This window comes from Streptomyces sp. V4I8 (assembly GCF_041261225.1).
GTDB lineage: Bacteria > Actinomycetota > Actinomycetes > Streptomycetales > Streptomycetaceae > Streptomyces.
Map to the genome: position 1 here is coordinate 4,412,328 of NZ_JBGCCN010000001.1, position 24,417 is coordinate 4,436,744.

The window sequence follows — 24,417 nt, forward strand, 5'->3', positions numbered from 1 at the left end:
CACGGCGTTTCACGCCCCCGCGTTCTTCGCCGCCACCACGGCGTCGAAGACCTCGCGCTTCGGCACTCCGGCGTCCGCCGCCACCGCCGCGATGGCCTCCTTGCGCCGCTCCCCCGCCTCTTCGCGCACGCGAACCCGCCGCACCAGCTCGGCTGCGTCGACCTCCTCGGCCCCCTTCTCCGGCGCCCCCTCGACGACCACGGTGATCTCCCCGCGCACCCCCTCGGCCGCCCAGGCCGCGAGCTCCCCCAGCCCGCCGCGCCTGACCTCCTCGTACGTCTTGGTCAGCTCCCGGCACACGGCGGCCCGCCGCTCGGCGCCGAAGACCTCGGCCATCGCGGCGAGGGTGTCGTCGAGCCGGTGCGGGGCCTCGAAGTAGACGAGCGTCCGCCGCTCCCGGTCCACCTCCCTGAGCCGCGACAGCCGCTCCCCCGCCTTCCGCGGCAGGAAGCCCTCGAAGCAGAACCGGTCGACGGGCAGCCCGGACAGGGCGAGCGCGGTCAGCACCGCGGACGGCCCCGGCACCGCGGTGACCTTGACGTCCTTCTCCACCGCGGCCGCGACCAGCCGGTACCCGGGATCGGACACCGACGGCATCCCGGCGTCCGTCACCAGCAGCACCCGCGAGCCCGCCAGCAGCGCCTCGACCAGCTCGGGTGTCCGCGCGGCCTCGTTCCCCTCGAAGTACGACACGACCCGCCCCGTCGGCTGCACGTCCAGCGCCTGGGTGAGGCGCTTGAGCCGGCGGGTGTCCTCGGCGGCGATCACATCCGCACCGGTGAGCTCCTCGACCAGCCGGGGCGGGGCGTCCTTGACGTCGCCGATGGGGGTGCCTGCCAAAACAAGGGTTCCTGTCACGTTTCCATCCTCGCAGGGCGCATCCACGCGACTGTCACAGACGTGTTCCCTACGATGGCGCGGTGACCAGTACCGCGTCCTCCACGGACACCCGGCAGGGCCAGGCGACCCACGAGCAGCGACCGTCGTGGCAGCAGCGGCTGCGCCGATTCGGCTACACGGCGACGCCCAGAAGCGACGTCCGCGACCGGCTCGTGCCACCGTATGTCCAGCCCAGCCCGCGGATGTGGCAGTTCCTCGGCCTCTCGCGGCCGCTCGCCGAGCGGATCGCGCGCTGGTCGGGCTGGGGCGGTCCGCTGCTGGTGACGCTGCTCGCCGGGGTCCTGCGGTTCTGGAACCTGGGCAGCCCGAAGGCGGTGATATTCGACGAGACGTACTACGCCAAGGACGCCTGGGCGCTCGTCCACCGCGGTTTCGAGGTCAACTGGGACAAGAACGCCAACGACCTGGTCCTCAGGCTCGGCGACCAGGTCAAGATCCCGACGGACGCGGCGTACGTCGTCCACCCGCCGGTCGGCAAGTACGTCATCGGGCTGGGCGAGCTGATGTTCGGGTTCAACCCGTTCGGCTGGCGGTTCATGACCGCGCTGCTGGGGACGCTGGCCGTCCTGATGCTGTGCCGCATCGGCCGCCGCATCTTCCGCTCGACCTTCCTCGGCTGCCTCGCGGGCACGCTGATGGCGGTGGACGGGCTGGCCTTCGTGATGGCGCGCACCTCGCTGCTCGACGGGGTGCTGATGTTCTTCGTGCTGGCGGCGTTCGGCTGTCTCGTCCTCGACCGGGACCGGGCACGCGCGAGACTCGCCGCCGCGCTGCCGGCCGACCCCGACGGGCGGGTCCGCCCCGACGCGGACCTCGCCGAGACCCTGCGTCTGGGGTGGCGCCCCTGGCGCTGGACGGCCGGTCTGATGCTGGGCCTGGCCATCGGCACCAAGTGGAACGGCCTGTACTTCCTGGTCGCGTTCGGCCTGATGACGGTCCTCTGGGACGTCGGCGCCCGCAAGGTCGCCGGTGCCCGCCACCCCTACACGGCGGTCCTCAAGCACGACCTGGGCCTCGCCTTCCTGGCGACCGTGCCGGTGGCGATCTTCACCTACATCGCCTCGTGGACCGGCTGGATCCTCTCCCCGACGGACGGCAGCGGCGGCTACTACCGCGACTGGGCGAGCGCCGACGGCCGCGGCAGCAGCTGGTCGTGGCTGTTCCCCGACTGGTGGCTGAGCCTGTGGCACTACGAGCATCAGGTGTACGAGTTCCACGTCGGCCTGTCGTCCCCGCACACCTACCAGTCCAACCCGTGGAGCTGGATCGTCGTCGGCCGCCCGGTTTCGTACTTCTACGAGTCCCCCGCGCCCGGCAAGGACGGCTGCCCCGTCGACGCGGGCGAGAAGTGCGCGCGCGAGGTGCTGGCGATCGGGACCCCGCTGCTGTGGTGGGTGGCCGCCTTCGCGGTCCTGTACGTCCTGTGGCGCTGGGCCTTCCGCCGCGACTGGCGGGCCGGGGCCATCGCCTGCGGTGTCGCGGCCGGCTACCTCCCCTGGTTCCTCTACCAGGAACGCACCATCTTCTTCTTCTACGCCGTCGTCTTCCTGCCGTTCCTCTGCCTCGCCGTCGCCATGCTCCTGGGCGCGATCATCGGCCCACCCGGCTCCACCGACACCCGCCGGGTGGCCGGGGCCACGGGCGCGGGCGTGCTGGTCCTGCTGATCGCCTGGAACTTCATCTACTTCTGGCCGATCTACACGGGGACGGCGATCCCGATAGACCAGTGGCGGTCGCGGATGTGGCTGGACACCTGGGTCTAGCCGCGTCGGCAGGCACCATCTCGATCGAGCTGCCGGTGCTCCGGGAGCCGCCCCCCGTGCGTGCATCCCGGAGCCTGCTGCGCAGCGGCTTGCCGCACAGTGATCATCGCCGCGACACCACTCAGCAGCCCACCGACGCCGGACACCCCGGAGACCACGATCGGCAGGACACTCGGCGGGGCCGGCGTGCGCTCCTCAGACGCCGACTCTTCCTCCGGGGCCTCGTCGGTCGTGGTGTCATCCTCCGGGGCCTCCCCAGTCGTGGTGTCATCCTCCGGGGCCTCCCCGGTCGTGGTGTCATCCTCCGGGGGCGCCTCGTCGTTCGACTCTTCCTCCGCGGGATCACCGGGCCGCGCGCTCTCATGATTGCCGCTGGCCGGCGCAAGGGTGGCGGAACGGTCGTCCGCGACCCACACCAGGAACGAGGCGAGACACGTCACGAACAAGGCAGCGGTGGCGAGCAGCCAGAGCAGCGAGGCCCGTGTTGCGACGCGTCGGCGCAAGACCGCCGGCAACGCCCGCCATATCCGCCATATCCAGGGCCGCTCAGGGCTGCTCAGCATCTCGCTCACTCCTTGGCTCACCGGGTGCCACACCGCCGTGGCACCCCCTGCCTCCATTGCGCCCCGCCCGTCGATCCACGTCACGGCACTGCATTTCGGGGCTTGACAAAGGCCAACGTGTCGTTCGTTCGGCCAAGAATCGGTCACTCATTCGGACAACAAAAGAAAACAGCTCCCCCAGTTATCCCCCACGCCACTTACAGTGCGGTGGACGAAAACGGGGGAGGGGACCATGTCCAAGGGGGTCAAGGCCGCCGTCATAGGCGGGGTGTTCGCCGTGATGGTGGGCGGTGCCGGATACGGCGCGTACAACATCATGTCGGCGCTGAACGGCGGTGGGGCGACCGGTGCGAGCGGGCCGGCGCCGGTGCGGTCCGGGCCGCCGAGTGCCGACGAGGTCGAGGAGACCACGGCGAAGTTCTTCGCGGCCTGGGAGAAGGGGGAGGCGGCTCAGGCGGCGGCGTACACGAACAACGACGCGGCCGCCGCGCCGATGCTGAGGTCCTTCAGCGAGGGCGCCCACATCACCGGCGTGAAGATCACGCCCGGCAAGGCGACCGGCGCCGACGTGCCCTTCAGCGTGAGCGCGAAGGTCACCTACGACGGCAAGTCCAAGCCGCTGACCTACAAGAGCGAGCTCAAGGTGGTGCGCGGCCTCACCACCGGGCGGGCCCTGGTCGACTGGCAACCGACCGTGATCCACCCGCAGTTGCAGAAGGACGACCGCCTCGTCACCGGCGAGGCGGCGGCTCCGCCCATCGAGGCCGTCGACCGGAACGGCACCGTGCTGACGAAGGAGAAGTACCCCTCCCTCGGCCCGGTCCTGGACACCCTGCGCGACCGATACGGCAGCAAGGCGGGCGGCTCCCCCGGTATCGAGCTGGCGATCCGGCACGCCGACGAGTCGCCGGACACCTCGCTGCTGACCCTCGCGAAGGGCAAGCCCGGCAGGCTGGAGACGACGCTCAGCGCGAGCGTGCAGGCGGCGGCCGAGAAGGCGGTCAAGCAGTACGACCAGTCCTCGGTGGTGGCCGTCAAGCCGAGCACCGGCGAGGTGCTGGCCGTGGCCAACCACCGTGACGACGCCTTCAACGCGGCCTTCGAGGGACGCGTCCCGCCCGGCTCCACGATGAAGATCATCACCGCCGCCATGCTGATCGACAACGGCGTGACCTCGATGAACGGTCCGGCGCCCTGCCCGGCCACGGCGACCTGGCAGAGCCAGACCTTCAAGAACCTCACCGGCATGAAGCCGGACGAGAGCGCGAACGCCACCCTCGCGGCCGGCTTCATGCGCTCCTGCAACACGGCTTTCATCAAGCTCGTCGACGAGGACCCGCTCACGGACGCCTCGCTGACTCAGGAGGCCGAGGAGCGGTTCGGGCTCGGCCGCGACTGGAAGACCGGCATCAGCTCCGTCGACGGCAGCGTCCCCGCCTCCACCGGCCCGGACCGCGCGGCCAACGCCATCGGCCAGGGCCAGGTCCAGATGAACCCGCTGAACATGGCGTCGGTGACGGCCACCGCCATCACGGGTACGTTCCGGCAGCCGTATCTGGTCGCGCGCGACCTCGACGAGCGGCCGTTCGCCACCGCCGACGGGCTGCGGGCCGGCACCGCCGCCCAGCTGAAGCAGATGATGCGGCTGACCGCGACCTCGGCCCAGGGCACCGCCGTGCGGGTGATGTCCGGGCTCAGCGGTGACATCGGCGCCAAGACCGGCTCCGCCGAGGTCGACGGAGAGGCCACCTCCGACAGCTGGTTCACCGGGTTCCGCGATGATGTGGCGGCCGCGGCCATGGCCCAGCAGGGCGGCCACGGCAGCGACGCGGCGGGGCCGATTGTCGCAGCCGTGCTACGAGCGTCCGGCTGAACTCATCCCCCGCGGCACGGGACTCTAGGGTGGTCCTCGTCGTTGGTATGCGTGAGGTCGGCGGGGCGGGGGGCCCTGGAATACGCGAGGGAACGGAAAGCAGTGGGCAACAGAGGGCGCGTCGCTGAGCGACGGAAGACCAACCCCGCAGTGCTCGGCGGGATGATCGCCGTGGTCGTCGGCGGCGCCGGGTTCGGCGCCTACGCGCTGTTCGGCGGCGGGGCCGTCGCCGACAGCCGTGCGCAGTCGACGTCGGCGAGCGCCGACGACAAGGGGAAGGACGTCAAGACCGGCCCCCTGTCGGCGACCGAGGTCACGGCCGCGGCCCGCCGGTTCCTCACCGCCTGGCAGCAGGGCGAGGTGACCGAGGCGGCCGCCGCCACGGACGACACTCCCGCCGCCAGGACCCTGCTGACCGGCTACACCAAGGACGCCCACATCAAGGACGTCACCCTCACCGCCGGCACCCGCACCGGCGACAAGGTCCCCTTCTCCGTGAAGGGCACGGTCTCGTACAAGGGCACCACCAAGCCGCTGGGGTACGAAAGTTCGCTGACGGTCGTGCGGCGGGCCGAGGACGGCAAGCCGCTCGTCGAGTGGCACTCCGCGATCGTCCACCCCGACCTGAAGGACGGCGACACCCTCGTCACCGGCGAGTCCGGCACCCCGCCGGTCAAGGCCCTGGACCGGGACGGCGGCGAGCTGACGGCGGAGGAGTACCCGTCGCTGGGCTCCGTCCTCGACGGGCTGCGCGAGAAGTACGGCGAGAAGGCCGGCGGCAAGGCGGGCGTCGAGCTCCAGGTGGTCCGGGGCAAGGAGTCCCAGAAGGCCGAACTGTCCGACAAGACCCTGCTGGAGCTGAGCGAGGGCACCCCGGGCACGGTGAAGACGACGCTGAGCCCGGCGCTGCAGGCCGCCGCGGAGAAGCAGGTGGCCGCGAAGTCCAGGGCGTCGGTGGTCGTCCTGCGTCCCTCGACCGGCGAGATCCTGGCCGTGGCGAACTCCTCGCACGGCTTCAACACCGCCTTCCAGGGCTCCCTCGCCCCCGGCTCCACGATGAAGGTCATCACCTCGTCGCTGCTGATCGAGAAGGGCCTCGCGTCGGCGGACAAGCAGCACCCCTGCCCCAAGTACTTCACGTACGGCGGCTGGAAGTTCCAGAACGACGACAAGTTCGAGATCAAGGGCGGCACCTTCAAGGCGAGCTTCGCCCGCTCCTGCAACACGGCCTTCATCAGCCAGGCCCCCGAGCTGGACAACGACAGCCTGACCCAGGAGGCCCAGCAGGTCTTCGGCCTGTCGCTGAACAACTGGTCCGTCGGCATCCCGACCTTCGACGGCTCCGTCCCGGTCCAGTCGCAGGCCCAGATGGCGGCCTCGCTCATCGGCCAGGGCGGTGTGCGGATGAACCCGCTGAACATGGCGTCGGTCTCGGCGACGATCAAGACGGGCACCTTCAAGCAGCCCTACCTGGTGGCTCCGACGGTCGACAACCGCACCCTCGCCACCGCCTCCCGCTCCCTGTCCGCGTCCGCGCTCTCCCAGGTGCGCGAGCTGATGGCCTACACGGCGGCCTACGGCACGGCGGCCGAGGCGATGTCCGGGGTCACCGGCGACGTCGGCGCGAAGACCGGCTCGGCGGAGGTCGACGGCCAGAAGAAGCCGAACGGCTGGTTCACCGCCTACCGCAACGACCTGGCGGCAGCGGGCGTGGTCCAGGCGGGCGGCCACGGCGGCGACACGGCGGGACCGATCGTGGCGGAGCTGCTGAAGCTGGGCGGCTGAGAGTCGGGCGGCCGAGTCGCGGGGCGGAACTCAGCGTCTCAGCTGAGCCTCGCGCTCGACGGGCGCGGCGGCCAGATACGTCCGCCGCAGAAACCTCATCAGCGCCTTCGACTCGAACTGCACCACCGAGACACCCTGCGCGGAGTGGAACTCCACCACGGCCTGCACCCGGCCGCACGGCCACACCCGTATCTCTCCGCTCCCCGCAGGGGCACGCAGGCCCTGTTCCAGCAGGGCGCGTGAGAACGTCCACTCGTGGGTTTCGCGTCCGGGCAGCCGGACACGCACCGCGCGCGGATCGATGTCGGGGTCATAGCGCAGGACGACCGGAACGGCGTCCTGTTCCTCCGACAGGAGGTCCGCGTCCGTGACGATGTGGGCTCGGGCGTACTGTTCGACTACAGACATCGGACGGCCCTCTCACACTGCGTGACCTGTGCGGAAGCTGTGCCTTCGCTCCCCCTCCAATGTCGCATATCTTCCGGGAAGCGCCCGTCGGGGCGGGGGTATATCACATGTGCGATACACGTGGGCGATACACAAGGCTCTCGCTCTTGCAAGCCGTTCGCATTAAGCCACTATCATCGAACGGTGCATGTACCTGACGGATTCATAGACGCCCCGACCTCCGCCGTGACCGGAGTGGTCGCCGCGGCCGCGGTCGCCGTGAGCCTGCGCGGCGCGCGCCGTGAGCTCGACGAGCGGACGGCGCCGCTGGCCGGTCTGGTGGCGGCGTTCATCTTCGCGGTGCAGATGCTCAACTTCCCGGTCGCGGCCGGGACCAGCGGACATCTCCTGGGCGGCGCCCTCGCCGCGATCCTCGTCGGCCCCTATACCGGCGCGTTGTGCATCTCCGTCGTCCTGCTGATGCAGGGCATCCTCTTCGCGGACGGCGGTCTGACCGCGCTCGGCGTGAACATCACCAACATGGCGATCGTCGGCGTCGTCGTCGCCTACGTCGTCTTCCGCGGCCTGGTGAAGGTCCTGCCGAAGACCCGGCGCTCGATCACCGCCGCCTCCTTCGTCGCCGCGATCGTGTCGGTGCCGGCCGCGGCCCTCGCGTTCACGCTCCTGTTCTGGATCGGCGGCACCACCGACGTCCCGATCGGCAAGGTCGCCACCGCCATGGTCGGCGTCCACCTGCTGATCGGCATCGGCGAGGCCGCGATCACCGCGCTGACCATCGGCGCCGTCGTCGCCGTACGCCCGGACCTCGTGTACGGCGCACGTGACCTGCGGCAGCCGCTGAAGCTGCGGGTCGGCGGGGAGCTCGTCGACGCCCCGGCGCCCGGGGCCGCGCAGCCGGTCGCGGCCCGGACCTCGCGCCGCACGCTGTGGATCGGCGGTCTGGTCACCTCCCTCGTCCTCGCCGGGTTCGTCAGCTTCTACGCCTCCGCCAGCCCCGACGGCCTGGAGAAGGTCGCCGAGGACAAGGGGTTCGCCGGGTCCGCCGAGGAGCACGCGAACGCCGACTCCCCGCTCGCCGACTACGGCGTCGAGGCCATCGACAACGCCCGTCTGTCCGGCGGCCTCGCGGGGGTGATCGGCGTCGGCGCGACCGTCGTCGCGGGCACCGGCATCTTCTGGGCGGTGCGCCGGCGTCGCACGGACGAGGCGGCCGACGTGTCGCCTTCGAGCACGAGCGTCTGACCATGGGCGCCGGGCACGCGCACAGGCTCTACCGGCACGGGCACTCGCCCGTGCACGGCCTGCCGCCGCACACCAAGCTCGCCGCGGTCTTCGCGTTCGTGGTGGTCGTGGTGTCGACACCGCGGGAGGCGATGTGGGCGTTCGGCCTGTATGCCGTGCTGCTCGCGCTCGTCGCGTACGCCGCCCGCGTGCCCGCCGGGTTTCTGCTCAAGCGGCTGCTGATCGAGGTGCCGTTCGTCGCGTTCGCCGTGCTGATGCCGTTCGTGGCCGAGGGCAAGCGGGTCGAGGCGCTGGGCATGTCGCTGAGCGTCAGCGGACTGTGGGGCGCCTGGAACGTGCTGGCGAAGGGCACCCTCGGCGTCGCCGCCTCCGTACTCCTCGCCTCCACGACCGAGCTGCGTGAACTGCTCCTCGGCCTCCAGCGGTTGAAGCTGCCGCCCCTCCTCGTGCAGATCGCGTCCTTCATGATCCGCTACGGCGATGTCATCACGGACGAGATGCGGCGGATGCGCATCGCCCGTGAGTCGCGCGGCTTCGAGGCGAAGGGCGTGCGGCACTGGGGCGTCCTCGCGAAGTCGGCGGGCGCGCTGTTCATCCGCTCCTACGAGCGCGGCGAGCGGGTGCATCTGGCCATGATCAGCCGCGGCTACGCCGGTTCGATGCCGGTGATCGACGAGGTGACCGCGTCCCGGGCGCAGTGGTCGTACGCCCTCGCGCTGCCCTTCGCCGCCCTTGTCGTCTGCGTGTTGGGATGGGCCCTGTGAGTACTGCTTCCCTGGAGGTCTCCGGCCTCGCCTTCGCCTACCCCGACGGCCACCAGGCCCTGTTCGGCGTGGACTTCTCCATCGCGCGCGGCGAGCGGGTCGCGTTGCTCGGGCCGAACGGCGCCGGCAAGACGACCCTCGTGCTGCACCTCAACGGCATCCTGACCGGCGGCACGGGCAGCGTGCACGTCGCCGGGCTGCCCGTCGGCAGGCAGCACATGGCCGAGATCAGGCGCCGGGTCGGGATCGTCTTCCAGGACCCGGACGACCAGCTGTTCATGCCGACGGTCCGCGAGGACGTCGCCTTCGGTCCTGCGGCGGCCGGGCTGAAGGGTCCGGAGCTGGAGGAGCGGGTCGACCGGGCGCTGGAGCGGGTCGGCATGGCGGAGTTCAAGGACCGTCCGCCGCACCACCTGTCCTTCGGCCAGCGGCGCCGGGTCGCGGTGGCGACCGTCCTGGCGATGGAGCCGGAGATCCTCGTCCTGGACGAGCCCTCCTCCAACCTCGACCCCGCCTCCCGCCGCGAACTGGCCGACATCCTGCGCTCGTTGGACGTCACCGTCCTCATGGTCACGCACGACCTGCCGTACGCCCTGGAGCTGTGCCCGCGCTCCCTCGTCCTCAGCGAGGGCGTGATCGCGGCGGACGGCAGGACGGCGGAGCTGCTGTCCGACGAGGAGCTGATGCGCGCCCATCGGCTGGAGCTGCCGTTCGGCTTCGATCCGCGGTCCGTGACAATGGGCGCGTGACGAACGAGGAGACCCAGGGCTCGCTGTTGCTCGACGAGCAACTGTGCTTCGCGCTGTACGCCGCTCAGCGCGCCGTGACGGCCGCCTACCGCCCGCTCCTCGACGAACTCGGCCTCACCTACCCGCAGTACCTCGTCCTGCTGTTCCTCTGGGAGCGCGGTGAGACGACGGTGAAGGAACTGGCGGCAGCCCTTCGGCTCGACTACGGGACCGTCTCCCCGCTGCTGAAGCGGCTGGAGGCGGCCGGGCTGGTACGGCGGGAGCGGTCGGCGCGTGACGAGCGGTCGGTGCTCGTCGCGGTCACCGCGCGGGGCGAAGGGCTGCGGGAGCGCGCGGAGTGCGTACCGGGCACGCTGCTGGCGGAGACCGGGCTCGGCGGCCCGGAGGTGGAGCGGCTGCGCAAGGAGCTGTGGCAGCTGGCGGCGAAGGCGACGGCGGCCGCCGACCGCAACCGCTGATCGCGGCTTACCGCTGATCTCGGCTTACCGACGGTTACTACCCCCTGGTAACAGCAGGCCCATACCGGCCAGTACCTTGTGCACGATGCACTTGTGCACGCCACGCGGCGGAGCCGCACGTCGACACAGCCTGGGGGAGGGCCAACCATGAACGACGAGGGCACCGCGGTCGACACCCGTCCGACGAAGATCACGTACGTCGCCGAGGCGACCGCGCACGGCGGCCGGGACGGCTATGTCACCAGCCAGGACGGCCAGATCGAGCTCAAGGTCGCGATGCCGCCGGAGCTGGGCGGGGACGGCAACGGCACCAACCCCGAGCAGCTGTTCGCCGCCGGCTACAGCTCCTGCTTCCACAACGCGCTGATCCTGGTCGGCAGCCGCGAGGGCTACGACCTCACCGGCTCCACGGTCGCCGCGAAGGTCGGCATCGGCCCCAACAAGCACCGCGGCTACGGCCTCGCGGTCGCCCTCAGCGTCTCCCTGCCGGTGCTGGACGCGGACCTCGCGGCCAAGCTGGTGGACGCGGCGCACGAGGTGTGCCCGTACTCCAACGCGACCCGGGGGAACATCGACGTCACGATCCTGCTTGGGTAGAAGGGCACCCACACAAGGCAGGACGAGGAGACGGACGTGGACGTGAACGGCACAGTGGCCGAGGGCTTCGAGCCGGTCAGGGAGGCGTTCGCCCGGAACTTCGCCGCGCTCGGCGAGCGGGGTGCCGCCGTCGCCGTGTACCGGGACGGGCGCAAGGTCGTCGACCTGTGGGCCGGTACGAAGGACGTCGACGGCACGCAGCCCTGGCAGCACGGCACCGCGCAGGTCGTGCGCTCGGCGACCAAGGGCGTCGCCGCCGCCGTGCCCCTCATCCTCCAGCAGCGGGGAGAGCTGGACCTGGACGCGCCGTTGGCCGCGTACTGGCCGGAGTTCAAGGCGCACGGCAAGGAGCGGCTGCTGGTCCGGCAGGTGCTGAACCACCGTGCCGGGCTCCCGGTGCTCGATCGTCCGCTCACGCCCGAGGAGGCACTGGACCCGGGTCGCGGCCCCGAGGCGGTGGCAGCCCAGGCGCCCGCGTGGGAGCCGGGCACCGACCACGGCTATCACGCGCTGACGTACGGCTGGCTGCTGGACGAACTGGTGCGGCGGGTGACGGGACGCCGGGCCGGCGAGTGGCTCGCCGCGGAGGTCGCCGGTCCGCTGGGCCTGGACCTGTGGCTGGGGCTGCCGGAGTCGGAGACGGCACGGGTGGGCCGTACCGGTCGCGTCGACGGTCCCGAACCGGCCGGTGGACTGCGCTCCCGCCCGAAGCGGTCGGTCACCGAGGCGTATGACGACCCGGGCTCCCTCACTCGCCGCGCGTTCGCCGCGATCACCCCGTTCCCCGACCAGAACGATCCCGCCTACCTTGCCGCCGCCCTCCCCGCGACGAACGGCATCGCGACGGCCGACGGTCTGGCGCGCTTCTACGCGGCGCTGATCGGCGAGGTCGACGGCGTACGGCTCCTCGACCCGGCGACGGTGGAACTGGCCCGTGCCGAGGAGTCGGCGGGCCCGGACCGCGTCCTGGTCGTCAACACCCGTTTCGGCCTCGGCTACATGCTCCACGGCACCGCGTCCCCGTTGCTCGGCCTGGGCTCCTTCGGCCACCCCGGCCGCGGCGGCGCCCTCGGCTTCGCCGACCCCGAGTCGGGAATCGCGTTCGGCTACGTGACAAACGGCTTCCGCAAGACGGTGACGGCGGACCCGAGGGCGCAGGGCTTGATCCGGGCGGTGCGGGCAGCGCTGACGTAAACGGCTCGGCGCCTATGGGCGCGAGGCTGCGCCGCAGCCGCTGTACGACCTGTCGGGGCACCCTCAGACGTGAATCGGATGCGACGTACGCCCCGACGCCTGGTCGATCTCGCTGTGCGCCTTCGTCAGCATCTGCATCGCCAATTCGTTCAACGCCCGAGCCCCGGCGATCTCCTCACCGACACGTGGCTGATTCGCGTCCGTGTGGTGCCGTGAGGCGTGCCCCTGGGCGCGTACCTCGGTGCCGTCGGGGAGGCGCACCATCGCGACCGCCCGGGTGTGCGTCTCGTCCTCCTGGAACTCCAGCTCGACATGCCATCCCACTGTGGTGTGCATCATGACGATCACCTCCGGAAGTTCTGCTTCCAGGGTGCGCCTCGGAGGCCGCCGCCCACCAGTCAGAGGCGCAAAGTCCGCAACCCGGGATCAGTGAGACTCGGCACACTCCCTTCGGTGACCGGCTTCGCCCTGCTTCCATGGAGATGTCGCGTTCCACTGAGATGTTCCACAGAGATGTCGCGCGCCGGACCTGGCCCCGCCGCCACCGTCACCTCCCCCGTTCACCGCACCGGGCCACATCGAGGACATGCGCTGCTGCTTCTCCGCCCACCTCCCCGCCCTCGCGGCACTGTCGGCCTTCCCCGGCCCCTGCGAGGTGCTGCGCTCAGGTGCCCGCCTCGCCCCCGCCCTGCTGCGGTCGGCGTCCGCCGCCATGCAGCGGGCCCGCTCCCACCACCCCGACGACCTGCTCGCGGTCAGCCTCGAACTCGTCACCCTCACCGAGGACAGCGCCGTCATCACCTGGTACACCGGGATCCCCGGCACCGACGACGGCCTGGGCCACCCCCTCCCCGCGCTCACCGAGGGCGAGGTCGTCTACGGCACCCACCCCTCCCGGCTCAACCGCACGGCGTCCGAGGACCGGCCGACCGCCCATCACCAGGTCGAACTCACCGGCCTGGAGCCGGGGCAGACGTACTACTACCAGGCCCGCTCCCGGGGCACGGCCGCGACGCCCACCCCGCTGCATCTCGTGCGCGGCAACGCGGTGGGCACGTCGACGTTCGGCTTCGGTGCGAGCGGCGGGCCGTACTCCTTCACCACCCCCGAGCCGCCGCCCGGCCGGCACCTGCTGTCGGTCGCGCTCTGCAACGACCTGCATCTCGGCGAGACGACCGCGGGCCTCGTCGGCGGCTTTCCCCTGTTGCGCGGGGTGCCGCAGCAGCCGGGGCGGGCGCCGTATCCGGAGCTCATGAGCCGCGCCCTGGTCGAGGAGGCCCGACGGCGCGGGGCGGACGTACTGCTGGCCGGGGGCGACATCTCGGCGGGCGGGGCGGCGCACGACCTCGGCGAGGCCCGGCGGATCCTGGACGGATTCGGCGCGCACGGCCGGGACTACTTCGTCGTACGCGGCAACCACGACCGCTCCCGGGACAACGCCAGCTTCCACACCGCGTTCCCAGCCGCCGAGGGCGGGCCGGGGTACTTCGCCCGTGACCTCGACGGGCTGCGGATCATCGGTCTCGACACCTACGTCAAGACCGGCAACGGCGCCGACGCGGGCGGGCTCGGGCCCGAGCAACTGGCGTGGTTCCGGGCGAGGTTGAGGGAGGCCCCGGACCAGCCGACGCTCGTCTTCGGCCACCATCCGCTGACCGTGCGGGACTCGGTCTTCCCAGTGACCCGCGGCCAGCAGCTGGACCGCCGCCAGGCCCGTGCCGTCGTCGACGCCTACGCGTCCGCGCCCGGCGTCTTCCTCCACCACGCGGGGCACACCCACCGCAACAAACGCACCGTGCTGTCGCGGGCCCCGCACGTCACCCAGCAGGAGGTCGCCGCCGCCAAGGAGTACCCCGGCGGCTTCACCCTGTTGCGCATCCACTCCGGCGGTTACGCCCTCAACCACTACAAGGCCGGTGACCTGGCGGCCCGTCAGTGGAGCGAGCGCAGTCGACGGGTGGCCGCGGGACTGTGGCCCCACCATGCCCTGGGCCGCTCGGTCACCGACCGCAACAGCGTGACGGCGCACGACCTGTCGGGCGTCACGGGGCGCGGATAGCGCACGACTTCAGTCGGCCTGTTCAGACGTTCGGTTCAGGCGTCCGGTCGCCCGCGGGCAGCATCATCCCGGCGGAAGATCGCCAAAACTCGGCGCGCCACAGGATGATTTGGGGCATTTCCTACTTAATCTCCCTTAATCGTAAGGAGTCGCTCCTTCACGCATCGCATCCACCTCACTCCACCGGAGATGACATGCACAAGCTTCGCAAGGCCGCGGTCCTGGTCGCCGCCCTCACCACCGTCGGGCTCGTGGGCGCGGGCACCGCGCAGGCGGACCAAGGCCCCCGAGGCAACGACGTCAAGGTCCAGCAGAGCACCACCTGCAAGTCGCACGACCTGAACCTCGACATCCTCGGCGTGGTCGGCATCCTCAACGGCCTCCTCGGCAGCGGGGTCAACGGCGAAGGCGACGCGGGCGCCCAGAGCACGCACCTCGGCTCGACGATGGGCTGCAACAACACCGCCTTCTGACGGGCTGTCGCTCCCAGTGGTCCCAGGCGGCCGGCGATCGCCGGCCGCCTGGCCGCACCTCCAGGTGCTGCCGCCTCAGCCCGCGTGCAGCATCAGCCCGATCCCTATGACCAGCAGTCCCGCCGCCAGGACGCGCGGCGCCCCGAAGCGCTCCTTGAAGAACACGGCGCCGATCGCGGCGCCCACGATGATCGAGGACTCCCGCAGGGCGGCGATCGGCGCCAGTTCGGCCTTCGTCTGCGCCCACAGGACCAGTGCGTACGCGGCGAAGGACAGTGCGGCACCCAGCAGTCCCACCCCGGCGAACGGCCGCAGCACCGTGACCGTCTCCCGGCGCCAGCGCCACCCGGCGTACGCAGGTACGGCGAGCCCCTGCACCGCCATCAGCCAGGCGATATACCCGAGGGACGACCCGGAGGCCCGCACTCCCAGCCCGTCCAGCACGGTGTACGCCGCGATGCTCAGCCCGGTCGCCAACGCCGCGCCGATCGCGGCCCAGTTGGGCGGGTTCCCCCGCAGACCCCACAGGGCGACGCCCGTGAGTCCCGCACAGGACACGGCGATCCCGGCGGCGGCCCACCCGTCGGGCACCTCGTGGGCGACGAAGGCGGCGGCCACGGCGACGACGAGCGGCGCGGTGCCGCGCGCGATGGGGTAGGCCTGCCCGAAGTCGCCCAGCCGGAACGACTTCATGAGCAGCGCGAAGTAGACGATGTGGACGAGGGCCGAGGCGAGGAGATACGGCCAGGCCTCCGCCGCCGGGAACGCCGCGAAGGGGATGAGCGCCAGGCCGATCAGCACCCCGCCGCCCGTGATGAGCGTGAACCCCACCAGCTTGTCGGTGATCTTGTGGGCGACGGCGTTCCAACTGGCGTGTGTGACGGCCGCGAGCAGGACGGCGGCGGTGACCAGCGGGGTCACGAAGTCCGCGTCTGCTCGCGCACGTCCACCACGGTGGCGCCGGCGTGGGTGACGAGGTCCTTGGGCGCCATGGGGAAGACGGCGTGCGGGTTCCCGGCGGCGGCCCAGACGAGCTCGTGACCGAGCAGCGAACGGTCGGCGAGCACGCGCGTCTTCGTACGGTGCCCGAAGGGCGGCACGCCGCCGATGGCGTACCCGGTGGTCTCCCGTACGACGTCCGCCTTGGCCCGCGTGACCTTCTGGGCGCCGAGTTCCTTGCGGACCAGCTCCACGTCGACGCGGGAGGCGCCGTCCATCAGCACCAGCACGGGCACGCCGTCGGCCGCGAAGATCAGCGACTTGCAGATCTGACTGAGCTCACACCCGATCGCGGCGGCTGCCTCGGCGGCAGTACGGGCGCCCTCCGGGAAGTGGCGGATCCGGGCGTCGAGGTCGGTCAGCCCTAGCTCACGCAGGGCATCGGTGAAACGGGTCATGCACCGCAGGCTAGCGGTCGGATACGTGGCCCACGAATGAATTCCAGGCGCCCGGGGCGACGGTGAGGTGGGGGGCCTCGGGGGTCTTGGAGTCGCGGATGTGGATGGTGGCGGGGGTGGTGGCGACCTCGACGCAGTCGCCGGGTTCAGGATTGCTGCTGTAGCTGCTCTTGAACCAGTCCAGCGCCACTTCGACGCAGTCGCCGGGTTCGTTGCTGCTGCTGTAGCTGCTCTTGAACCAGTGGAGTTCGGTGGCGCTCATAGTCTCCCCAGCACTTGCTCGATGAAGGCCTGTGACTCCCTCGGCGTGAGAGCCTGCGCCCGGATCATGCCATAGCGGAGTTCAAGGATACGAAGATCCCTGGGGCTTGAGACCGGGCGGCCGTTGAACGCGCCGTCGGAACGTCCGATCGCCGTGCCGTCACCAAACTTCAGCACTTCGATCTGGCCCGCCGCTCCAGCGTGCTCCTCACGGTCGGTCGGCATGACCTGGACGGTGACGTTCCGCAACTGCGATACCTCCAGGAGGTGTTCGAGCTGTCGGCGCAACACCATCTTCCCACCGTACGGGCGTTCCAGCGTCACTTGTTCCTGGACGAAACCGAGCGTCGGGGCGGGGTCCCGGTCGAAGACCGACTTACGGGCCATGCGCGCGGCGGCTTCCCGCTCCACCACGTCCGGCGAGAGCGCGGGCTGCCTCATCTCGTACAGCGTCCGTGCGTACTCCGGCGTCTGCAACAGGCCATGGATGTTGTGGTTGCTGTACAGCATCATCTCAACCGCCCGCTCCTCCATCTCCTTCAGCTTCCGCACCTTCTTCGGATACCGGGCCTGCTCCATCTGCCACTTGAACGCCTTGAGGTGCCCCTGCGCCCTCAGCACGTCGTCCGCCCTGTCCAGGAACTCCGGTCGGGGAATCCGCTGCCCCCGCTCCATCTTGCGGATCATGTCCTCGCCGTAGCCCATGATCTCCCCGAACTCGGCCGCCCTCATCCCCGCGGCCTCCCGGCAGACCTTGAGCAAATGCCCCACCGCCTGGACCACCGGCTCGATCTCGTCCCCCGGCTCGACATCCCAACCGGCCTCGTCCACCTGGTCGTTCACAGTCACCCACCTCCGACGCGCACTCGTACCCGTACAACCCCCGAGACAGCCGAGACAGCACGAGACAAAGTCGGGACAGTCCCGCTACGCACAGGAGCGATCACTCACCCAGGGAAGCCGATCACGCCACTCTGAGTGACATGAACCGAGAGATGGCTGCCCCTGAAAACGAACTCACCCACACCATCCGCAACTTCAGCGTGCTCCTGTCCCCCACGCCCCGGGGCGCCCGCCTCGCCCGCCTCCTCGCGAGGGAGCAACTCCGCAGCTGGGGGCTACCGTTCGACTCGGCGGAGCACATCGTGGCCGAACTGGCCAACAACGCGGCCACCCACGGCCGCGTCTCGGGCCGGGACTTCCGCCTGACGCTCTACGTCGTGGGCGACACCCTCCGCGTCGAGGTGACGGACACGCGCGGCGACCTCCTGCCCCGGCGCACACCGACCGCCCCGGACGCCGAGTCCGGCCGGGGCCTGCTCCTGGTGGAGGCGCTGGCCGACCGGTGGGGTGCGGCGCCGGGGCCGTATCCGCGCAAGACGGTCTGGGCCGAGCTGAAGGTACGCGGAAGCCGGTGAGGGCACCCCGTCCCCACGGAGCCCTCACCGGCTGGTCCACCTCAATGGTCGTACTTCAACGGCGGCCGGTCAGACGCGCGCCAGCGCACGGTCCTCGTCGGCGTCCGTGTCCTTCCCCGTCTCGGCCTCCGTGCGCAGGCTCTCGCCCTCGACGTCGACGTTCGGCAGGGCGCGGTCCAGCCACTTCGGCAGCCACCAGGCCTTCTTGCCGAGCAGGGCGAGCACCGCCGGGACGATCGCCATGCGGACGACGAAGGCGTCGAAGAGGACGGCGATGGCGAGTCCGAAGCCGATCATCTTGACCATCGACTCGCTGGCGCCGATGAAGCCGGCGAACACCGCGATCATGATCAGCGCGGCGGCCACCACCACCCGGGCGCTGTGCCGGAACCCGGTCACCACGGCCTGGCTCGGCTTCTCGCCGTGGACGTACGCCTCGCGCATCCGGGTCACCAGGAACACCTCGTAGTCCATGGCCAGGCCGAAGACCACGCCGACCATGAAGATCGGCATCATCGACATGACCGGACCGGTCTCCTCGACCCCGAAGAGGCTCGCGAGCCAGCCCCACTGGAAGACAGCGACGACCGCGCCGAGCGCCGCGAGCACCGACAGGAGGAAGCCGAGGGCCGCCTTCAGCGGGACCAGGATCGAGCGGAACACCAGGATCAGGAGCAGGAAGGCGAGACCGACCACCAGGATCAGATACGGCACCAGCGCGTCGTTCAGCTTCTGCGAGAAGTCGATGTTCATCGCCGTCGTGCCGGTGACCAGCACGCTCGCGTCCGTGTCGGACTTGATCTCCGCGCCGGCCTCACGAATGGAGTGCACCAGGTCCTCGGTCGAGCCCGACGAGGGCTTGGAGTCGGGGATCACGGTGATCGTCGCCGTGTCGCCCGCCTTGTTGTACGTCGCCGGGGTCACCGTCACGACGTCCTTGAGGCCCTTGATCTCGCTGGTGACGTCGTTGACGACGTTCTTGGGGGCATCGCTCGCCTTGGCGTCGACGACGACCATGAGCGGGCCGTTGAAGCCGGGGCCGAAGCCCTCCGAGAGCAGGTCGTAGGCCCGGCGCTGCGTGGTCGAGGTCGGCTGCGAACCGTCGTCCGGCAGGCCCAGTTCGAGGGAGGTCGCCGGGAGGGCCGCGGCACCGAGACCGACTACGCCGAGGAGGAGGACGGCCACGGGACGGCGTACGACGAAGCTGGCCCAGCGCGTGCCCATGTTCGGCTTGGCCGGAGCCGCGTTGCCCGAAGCCGCCTTGTCCGCGGCGGACTTCTTGCGGCCCCCGAGGAGCTTGCCCTTCTCGCCTGCCGGCTTCACCTTGCGGCCCGCGTAGCCGAGCAGCGCGGGGACCATGGTCAGCGCGATCAGCACCGCGATCACGACCGTGCCCGCGGCCGCGAGGCCCATCTTCGTGAGCATCGGAACGTCGACGACGGCCAGGCCGGCCAGGGCGATCACCACGGTGAGACCGGCGAAGACCACCGCGGAGCCCGCCGTGCCGGTGGCCCGGCCGACCGCCTCCTCGCGGTCGCGGCCCTCGGCCAGTTCGGCGCGGTAGCGGGAGACGATGAAGAGCGCGTAGTCGATGCCGACCGCGAGGCCGATCATCATGGCCAGGGTGGAGGTGGTGGAACCCAGGTCCAGTGCGTTGGCCAGCGCGGTGATCACCGAGACACCGATGCCGACGCCGATGAGGGCGGTGAGCAGCGGCAGTCCGGCCGCGACCAGCGAGCCGAAGGTGATGACGAGAACGACCGCGGCGACGGCGAGACCGATGACCTCGGAGGCGGCGGCCTCGGGCGTCGTCTGGAGCGCGTCACCGCCGATCTCCACGGTCAGCCCGGCGTCCCGCGCCTGCTGCCCGGCGTCCTCCAGCGCGTCCCTGCTGGCGTCCTTCAGTTCCATGCCGGGGACCTCGTACCGCACGGAGGCGTAGGCGATCGTGCCGTTCTTGCTGACGGCGTGCGCCTGGTAGGGGTCGGCGACGGAGACGACCTCGGAGCCGTCGGACAGCTCCTTCACGGTCTTCTCGACGGTCGCCTTGTTGGCGGCGTCCGTCATCTTCTCCCCCTCCGGCGCCTTGAAGACGACCCGGGCGGTACCGCCGTCCGCGCTGCTGCCGGGGAAACGTTGTTCGAGCAGGTCGAAAGCCTTCTGCGCTTCCGTGCCCGGAATGGAGAAGGAGGTGGATCCGGCGCTGGGAGCGCTGGCCGCGCCGACGCCCGCGAGCGTCAGCAGCGCGACCCATATCAGGGCGACGAAGTGCCGTCGCCGGAAGGCGAGCCGGCCGAGTTTGTAGAGGAACGTGGCCACGAGGGCGTCTCCCGGTCAGGTCGTGGGTTACTTCTGGGCAGGGGTGATCAGCCCGACGACGTGAGCGGTTACGTCAGGTGGAGGGCTTGCTGGGTCTTACTGGGGAGGGGGCTCGTCAGCTGCGGGGACTCGTCAGCTGACGGGCGCGCCGAGGGCGGGGAGGACCACGGCGTCGATGTACGAAAGGAGGAACGCCTGGGTGGGCGGCTGCTCGTCGAGCAGCGTGCGGGCGACGAACGCGCCGAGCATCATGTGCATCATGAACCCGGCCGCCGGGTTGTCCGCGGAGACCTCGCCCCGCTCGACCGCCCGCCGCACGATGCGACGGAATTCCGCGATCTCCGGTTCGACGAGATGCTCGCGGAAGGCCTTCAGCAGGTCCGGATTGCCGTGGACCGCCATGGCCAGACCCCGCATCAGCGCGGAGTTCTGCTCCATCTCGCAGTCGTCCGAGCGCAGGGTGAGGGCGTGCAGATCGCCGCGGAGCGATCCGGTGTCGATCTCTTCGAGGCCGAAGCCGCCCGGCTTGCTGTGCCGCACCGCCTTCGCCACCAGCTCGGCCTTGCCGCCCCACTGGCGGTAGAGGGTGGCCTTGCTGGACCGGGTGCGGGCCGCCACGGCGTCCATGGTGAGGGCGTCGTAGCCGACTTCCCGGAGCAGGTCGAGCACGGCCCCGTACAACTCGGCCTCGCGCTCGGGAGTGATCCGACTGCGACGCGCCGTCGCGATCTCAGTCATGTGTCTCTCCGCCTTCCCGCTCCGAACGACACTGTTTCGTACACAAGAAATGTAGCGCACCCCACAGCGAAACGAAACGGTTTCGTTCGTGTCATGGGTCACCCGTGGTCCACGGCTCCCCTTGTGTCACGAGTTGCCCGGGCCCGCCCACAGGAAAAACATGGGGAGGTGAGCTATCTGCGTCTGCCGCATCTCCATGACGATCTGTTGTGCTTCGTGGCCGAGGACGACCTGTGGCTGGCCCCCCTCGACGGCCGGGGCCGCGCCTGGCGGCTCACCGTGGACCGCACCAAGATCGGCCACCCCCGGTTCTCGCCCGACGGCCGCCACTTGGCGTACACGAGCTGGCGCAGTCTGGTCCCCGAGATCCACCTGGTCGCGGTGGACGGCGGCCCGAGCAGCCAACTCACCCACTGGGGCTCGGCGGACACCCGGGTGTGCGGCTGGACCCCCGAGGGCGTGATCCTCGCCGTGGCCTCCCACGGCGAGCCCTTCTCCCACTTCACCTGGGCCTACAAGGTCCGCCCCGACGGCGACCCCGGCAGCAAGCTCCCCTGGGGCCCGTGCTCCGACATCCAGGTCGCCGACCTCGACGGCGAGCGCAAGAGCCTGCTCCTGACCGGCACCCCACCGCACGAACCCGCCTCCTGGAAGCGCTACCGGGGCGGCGCCATGGGCCGCCTGTGGCTGCACGGCGAACGCCTGCTCGCGGACATCGGCGGCCACCTCGACTCCCCCATGTTCGTCGGCGGCCGGATCGCCTTTCTCTCCGACCACGAGGGCGTCGGCAACCTCTACTCGTGCGCCTACGACGGCTCCGGCCTGCGCCGCCACACCGACCACGACGCCTTCTACGCCCGGCACGCGTCGAGTGACGGCACCCGGGTGGTGTACCAGTGCGCGGGCGACCTGTGGATCGTGGACGACCTCGCCGCGGGCTCCGAGCCGCGCCGCCTGGACGTACGCATGAGCGGTCCGGCCGCCGGCCGCCGCAGGTACCAGGTGCCGGCCGCCCAGCACATCGACGGCATCTCCGTCGACGAGACGGGCCGCGCGAGTGCCGTGGTCGTCCGCGGCAGCCTCTACTGGCTCACCCACCGGGACGGCCCGGCCCGCACGATCACCGACACCCCCGGCGTACGCGTCCGGCTCCCGGAGATGCTCGGTTCGTCCGGCCAGGTCGCGTATGTGACGGACGCCGAGGGCGAGGACGCCGTCGAGATCGCCTACCTGCCCCGCGCGACCGGCGACCGCGAGCCACGCCGGCCGGCCTCCGGCGAGCTGGGCCGGGTCCTGGAGATGGTCGCCGACCCGCAGGGCGAGCGCCTCGCGATCGCCGCGCACGACGGACGGCTGCTCCTCCTGGACGTGACGGAGGACTCGAACGGCGAGGTCACCGAGCTGATCCGGTCGGTCAACGGCCCCGTCCGGGACCTGGCCTTCTCCCCGGACGGCACCTGGCTGGCCTGGTCGCACCCCGGGATCGGCCGCTCGCTGCGCCAGATCAAGCTGGCGCGTATAAGGGACAGCCTGATCGTCGACGTCACCAACGGCCGCTTCGAGGACGAGAACCCGGTGTTCACCCGGGACGGCCGCTATCTGGCCTTCCTCTCCTGGCGGGGCTTCGACCCGGTGTACGACGTCCACACCGGCGACCTGTCCTTCCCGCTGGGCTGCCGCCCCTACCTGGTCCCCCTCTCCTCCGCGACCCCCTCCCCCTTCGCGCTGACCCCCGAGGGCCGCCCGGCCGCCGGCGGCCTGGACCCGGTGGAGGACGAGGAGGGCGGGGACGGCGGCGCGCCGACCGTCGAACTGGAGGGCCTGGAGAGCCGGGTCACCCCCTTCCCCGTCAGCGCCTCCAAGTACTCGGCGCTGCACCCGGTCGCGGGCGGTGGACTGGTCTGGCTGCGCTGGCCGATCTCGGGCGCGCTGGGCGAGACGTTCGCCAACCCGGACGACACGACCGGCCGGCCGACCCTCGAACACTTCAATATCAGCAAGGCGAAGAAGTCCGAACTCGTCGACCATCTGGACTGGTTCGCGGTGAGCGGCGACGGGTCCCGCCTGGTCCTGGTCGACGAGGGCGACCTGCGCGGGGTGCCCGCCTCGGAGTCCGGCGACAGCGACACGACGGTCTGGATCGACCTGCGCCGCATCCTGCACGAGGTCGACCCGCCGGCCGAGTGGAGGCAGGCGTACGAGGAGGCGGGCCGGCTGATCAGGGCGTACTTCTGGGAGCCCGGGATGTGCGGCATCGACTGGGACGCGGTCCTCGCCCAGTACCGCCCCCTGGTCGAACGGGTCGCCTCCCCCGACGAGTTCGCCGACCTGCTCCGCGAGGTACTGGGCGAGCTGGGCACCTCGCACGCGTACGTCTCGGCCGCCCGCCGCAACGAGGGCCCCCCGCACTACCAGCGCTGGCAGGGCCTGCTGGGCGCCAACTTCGTACGCCGCGACGACGAGTGGGTGGTCAGGCGCATCCTCCCCGGCGAATCGTCCGACTCCAAGGCCCGCTCTCCGCTGGCGGGCACGGGGATCCGCGAGGGCGCGGTGCTCACCCACGTCGACGGCCGCCCCGTGGACGCGGTCACCGGCCCCTACCCGCTGCTCGCCGGGGCCGGCGGGACGACGGTGGAGCTGACCTTCACCCCGGCGGAGGGCGAGGCGGGCCGGGCCCGACGCGTGGCCGTGGTCCCCCTGATCGACGAACGCCCGCTCCGCTACCAGGACTGGGTCGCCAAACGCCGTGCCGTCGTACGGGAGTTGAGCGGCGGCCGCTGCGGCTACCTCCACATCCCGGACATGGGCGGCTCGGGGTGGGCCCAGTTCAACCGGGACCTGCGCATGGAGATGTCACGCCCCGCGCTGATCGTCGACGTACGCGGCAACGCGGGCGGTCACATCAGCGAGCTGGTCGTGGAGAAACTGACCCGCACGATCCTCGGCTGGGACCTGACGAGGAACGCCCAGCCGGTGTCCTACGCGTCCAACGCCCCGAGGGGCCCGGTGGTCGCCCTGGCCGACGAGGCGACGTCATCCGACGGCGACATGATCACGGCGGCCTTCAAACTCCTCAAGCTCGGCCCGGTCGTCGGCCAGCGCACCTGGGGCGGAGTCGTCGGCATGACCGGCCGCCACCGCCTGGGCGACGGCACGGTGATCACGGTCCCGATGAACGCGGCCTGGTTCGACGCGTACGGCTGGAGCATCGAGAACAAGGGCGTGACCCCGGACGTCGAGGTCTTGCGCACCCCGCTGGACTGGGCCGAGGGCCGCCATGCCCAGCTGACGGACGCGGTGGAACTGGCCCTGGAGCTACTGGAGACCAACCCCCCGGCAACGCCCCCGGATTACGCACACGTCCCGGACCGGTCGAGGCCAAAACTGCCGCCGCGCTCTTGAACGTGGGGGCAGGGCAACTCCCTTAGGGGCGCGGGGCTGTATCAATTTGCGGCT

General features: G+C 70.9%; 23 protein-coding genes. 13 read left to right on the forward strand and 10 right to left on the reverse strand.

The genetic code is table 11. The annotated features are described in order from the left end of the window. Positions 1–9: 9 nt before the first annotated feature. Positions 10–858 carry a 16S rRNA (cytidine(1402)-2'-O)-methyltransferase gene (gene rsmI, locus ABIE67_RS19955; RefSeq protein ID WP_370259191.1) on the reverse strand — a complete coding sequence of 283 codons (849 nt, stop codon included), beginning with the start codon at positions 856–858 and terminating at the stop codon, positions 10–12. Between the two features lie 62 nt (positions 859–920). Here rsmI and ABIE67_RS19960 point away from each other — a divergent pair, with 62 nt between their 5' ends. Continuing rightward, a complete protein-coding gene (locus ABIE67_RS19960; RefSeq protein ID WP_370259192.1) occupies positions 921–2,663 on the forward strand; it encodes a dolichyl-phosphate-mannose--protein mannosyltransferase in 1,743 nt (580 codons plus the stop codon). Here the strand turns inward: ABIE67_RS19960 and ABIE67_RS19965 are convergent. After that, complete coding sequence (locus tag ABIE67_RS19965) at positions 2,660–3,226, reverse strand: hypothetical protein (protein WP_370259193.1); 567 nt, start codon at positions 3,224–3,226, stop codon at positions 2,660–2,662. The two genes, ABIE67_RS19960 and ABIE67_RS19965, sit on opposite strands and share 4 nt — an antisense overlap. Positions 3,227–3,458: 232 nt before the next feature. On the opposite strand from ABIE67_RS19965, the gene ABIE67_RS19970 reads away from it, so the two are divergent. Both ABIE67_RS19970 and ABIE67_RS19975 read left to right on the forward strand, forming a co-directional pair. Beyond that, positions 3,459–5,099 carry a penicillin-binding transpeptidase domain-containing protein gene (locus ABIE67_RS19970; protein ID WP_370259194.1) on the forward strand — a complete coding sequence of 547 codons (1,641 nt, stop codon included), beginning with the start codon at positions 3,459–3,461 and terminating at the stop codon, positions 5,097–5,099. Between the two features lie 102 nt (positions 5,100–5,201). Beyond that, the gene (locus ABIE67_RS19975) at positions 5,202–6,884 is read left to right on the forward strand and encodes a penicillin-binding transpeptidase domain-containing protein (RefSeq protein WP_370259195.1); all 1,683 of its coding nucleotides are present in this window, start codon (positions 5,202–5,204) and stop codon (positions 6,882–6,884) included. A 30-nt stretch (positions 6,885–6,914) separates the two neighbouring features. Here ABIE67_RS19975 and ABIE67_RS19980 read toward each other — a convergent pair whose 3' ends face one another. Beyond that, a complete protein-coding gene (locus tag ABIE67_RS19980) occupies positions 6,915–7,292 on the reverse strand; it encodes an SsgA family sporulation/cell division regulator (protein ID WP_370259196.1) in 378 nt (125 codons plus the stop codon). Positions 7,293–7,475: 183 nt separating this feature from the next. Between ABIE67_RS19980 and ABIE67_RS19985 the strand changes: the two genes are divergently transcribed. From ABIE67_RS19985 to ABIE67_RS20010, 6 genes are all read left to right on the forward strand, one after another. Then, a complete protein-coding gene (locus ABIE67_RS19985; RefSeq protein ID WP_370259197.1) occupies positions 7,476–8,534 on the forward strand; it encodes an energy-coupling factor ABC transporter permease in 1,059 nt (352 codons plus the stop codon). A 2-nt stretch (positions 8,535–8,536) separates the two neighbouring features. Then, the gene (gene cbiQ / locus ABIE67_RS19990) at positions 8,537–9,298 is read left to right on the forward strand and encodes a cobalt ECF transporter T component CbiQ (protein WP_370259198.1); all 762 of its coding nucleotides are present in this window, start codon (positions 8,537–8,539) and stop codon (positions 9,296–9,298) included. Beyond that, complete coding sequence (locus tag ABIE67_RS19995) at positions 9,286–10,047, forward strand: energy-coupling factor ABC transporter ATP-binding protein (RefSeq protein WP_370259199.1); 762 nt, start codon at positions 9,286–9,288, stop codon at positions 10,045–10,047. Before cbiQ ends, ABIE67_RS19995 begins: the two co-directional genes overlap by 13 nt. Further along, positions 10,044–10,505: a MarR family winged helix-turn-helix transcriptional regulator gene (locus ABIE67_RS20000; RefSeq protein WP_370259200.1), complete on the forward strand. Its 462-nt coding sequence runs from the start codon at positions 10,044–10,046 to the stop codon at positions 10,503–10,505. The genes ABIE67_RS19995 and ABIE67_RS20000 overlap by 4 nt, the downstream gene beginning before the upstream one ends. A gap of 147 nt (positions 10,506–10,652) precedes the next feature. Continuing rightward, positions 10,653–11,102 carry an organic hydroperoxide resistance protein gene (locus ABIE67_RS20005; protein WP_370259201.1) on the forward strand — a complete coding sequence of 150 codons (450 nt, stop codon included), beginning with the start codon at positions 10,653–10,655 and terminating at the stop codon, positions 11,100–11,102. Positions 11,103–11,138: 36 nt separating this feature from the next. Continuing rightward, positions 11,139–12,296: a serine hydrolase domain-containing protein gene (locus tag ABIE67_RS20010; protein WP_370259202.1), complete on the forward strand. Its 1,158-nt coding sequence runs from the start codon at positions 11,139–11,141 to the stop codon at positions 12,294–12,296. 63 nt (positions 12,297–12,359) lie between these two features. On the opposite strand, the gene ABIE67_RS20015 is transcribed toward ABIE67_RS20010, so the two are convergent. Then, positions 12,360–12,635: a DUF1876 domain-containing protein gene (locus ABIE67_RS20015; protein WP_048584750.1), complete on the reverse strand. Its 276-nt coding sequence runs from the start codon at positions 12,633–12,635 to the stop codon at positions 12,360–12,362. Between the two features lie 247 nt (positions 12,636–12,882). Here ABIE67_RS20015 and ABIE67_RS20020 point away from each other — a divergent pair, with 247 nt between their 5' ends. Together ABIE67_RS20020 and ABIE67_RS20025 are read left to right on the forward strand one after the other, a co-directional pair. Next, positions 12,883–14,355, forward strand: coding sequence for a metallophosphoesterase (locus ABIE67_RS20020; RefSeq protein WP_370259203.1), 1,473 nt, complete (start codon positions 12,883–12,885; stop codon positions 14,353–14,355). A 194-nt stretch (positions 14,356–14,549) separates the two neighbouring features. Beyond that, entirely contained in the window at positions 14,550–14,828 is a 279-nt protein-coding gene (locus ABIE67_RS20025; protein ID WP_370259204.1) for a hypothetical protein, read from the forward strand. 75 nt (positions 14,829–14,903) lie between these two features. On the opposite strand, the gene ABIE67_RS20030 is transcribed toward ABIE67_RS20025, so the two are convergent. The 4 genes from ABIE67_RS20030 to ABIE67_RS20045 are packed head-to-tail and all read right to left on the reverse strand — an operon-like array spanning position 14,904 to position 17,317. Then, entirely contained in the window at positions 14,904–15,749 is an 846-nt protein-coding gene (locus ABIE67_RS20030) for an EamA family transporter (protein ID WP_370259205.1), read from the reverse strand. Then, positions 15,746–16,225: a YbaK/EbsC family protein gene (locus ABIE67_RS20035; protein WP_370259206.1), complete on the reverse strand. Its 480-nt coding sequence runs from the start codon at positions 16,223–16,225 to the stop codon at positions 15,746–15,748. The genes ABIE67_RS20030 and ABIE67_RS20035 overlap by 4 nt, the downstream gene beginning before the upstream one ends. Positions 16,226–16,235: 10 nt before the next feature. Then, entirely contained in the window at positions 16,236–16,487 is a 252-nt protein-coding gene (locus tag ABIE67_RS20040) for a DUF397 domain-containing protein (protein WP_370259207.1), read from the reverse strand. Beyond that, complete coding sequence (locus ABIE67_RS20045) at positions 16,484–17,317, reverse strand: helix-turn-helix domain-containing protein (RefSeq protein ID WP_370259208.1); 834 nt, start codon at positions 17,315–17,317, stop codon at positions 16,484–16,486. The genes ABIE67_RS20040 and ABIE67_RS20045 overlap by 4 nt, the downstream gene beginning before the upstream one ends. A gap of 164 nt (positions 17,318–17,481) precedes the next feature. Between ABIE67_RS20045 and ABIE67_RS20050 the strand changes: the two genes are divergently transcribed. Further along, a complete protein-coding gene (locus ABIE67_RS20050; RefSeq protein WP_370259209.1) occupies positions 17,482–17,904 on the forward strand; it encodes an ATP-binding protein in 423 nt (140 codons plus the stop codon). A gap of 69 nt (positions 17,905–17,973) precedes the next feature. On the opposite strand, the gene ABIE67_RS20055 is transcribed toward ABIE67_RS20050, so the two are convergent. Both ABIE67_RS20055 and ABIE67_RS20060 read right to left on the reverse strand, forming a co-directional pair. Next, entirely contained in the window at positions 17,974–20,223 is a 2,250-nt protein-coding gene (locus tag ABIE67_RS20055; RefSeq protein WP_370259210.1) for an MMPL family transporter, read from the reverse strand. A gap of 132 nt (positions 20,224–20,355) precedes the next feature. Continuing rightward, complete coding sequence (locus ABIE67_RS20060) at positions 20,356–20,961, reverse strand: TetR/AcrR family transcriptional regulator (protein ID WP_370259211.1); 606 nt, start codon at positions 20,959–20,961, stop codon at positions 20,356–20,358. A gap of 168 nt (positions 20,962–21,129) precedes the next feature. Here ABIE67_RS20060 and ABIE67_RS20065 point away from each other — a divergent pair, with 168 nt between their 5' ends. Then, positions 21,130–24,363, forward strand: a complete 3,234-nt coding sequence (locus ABIE67_RS20065) for a S41 family peptidase (RefSeq protein ID WP_370259212.1) — start codon at positions 21,130–21,132, stop codon at positions 24,361–24,363. Positions 24,364–24,417 lie beyond the last annotated feature (54 nt).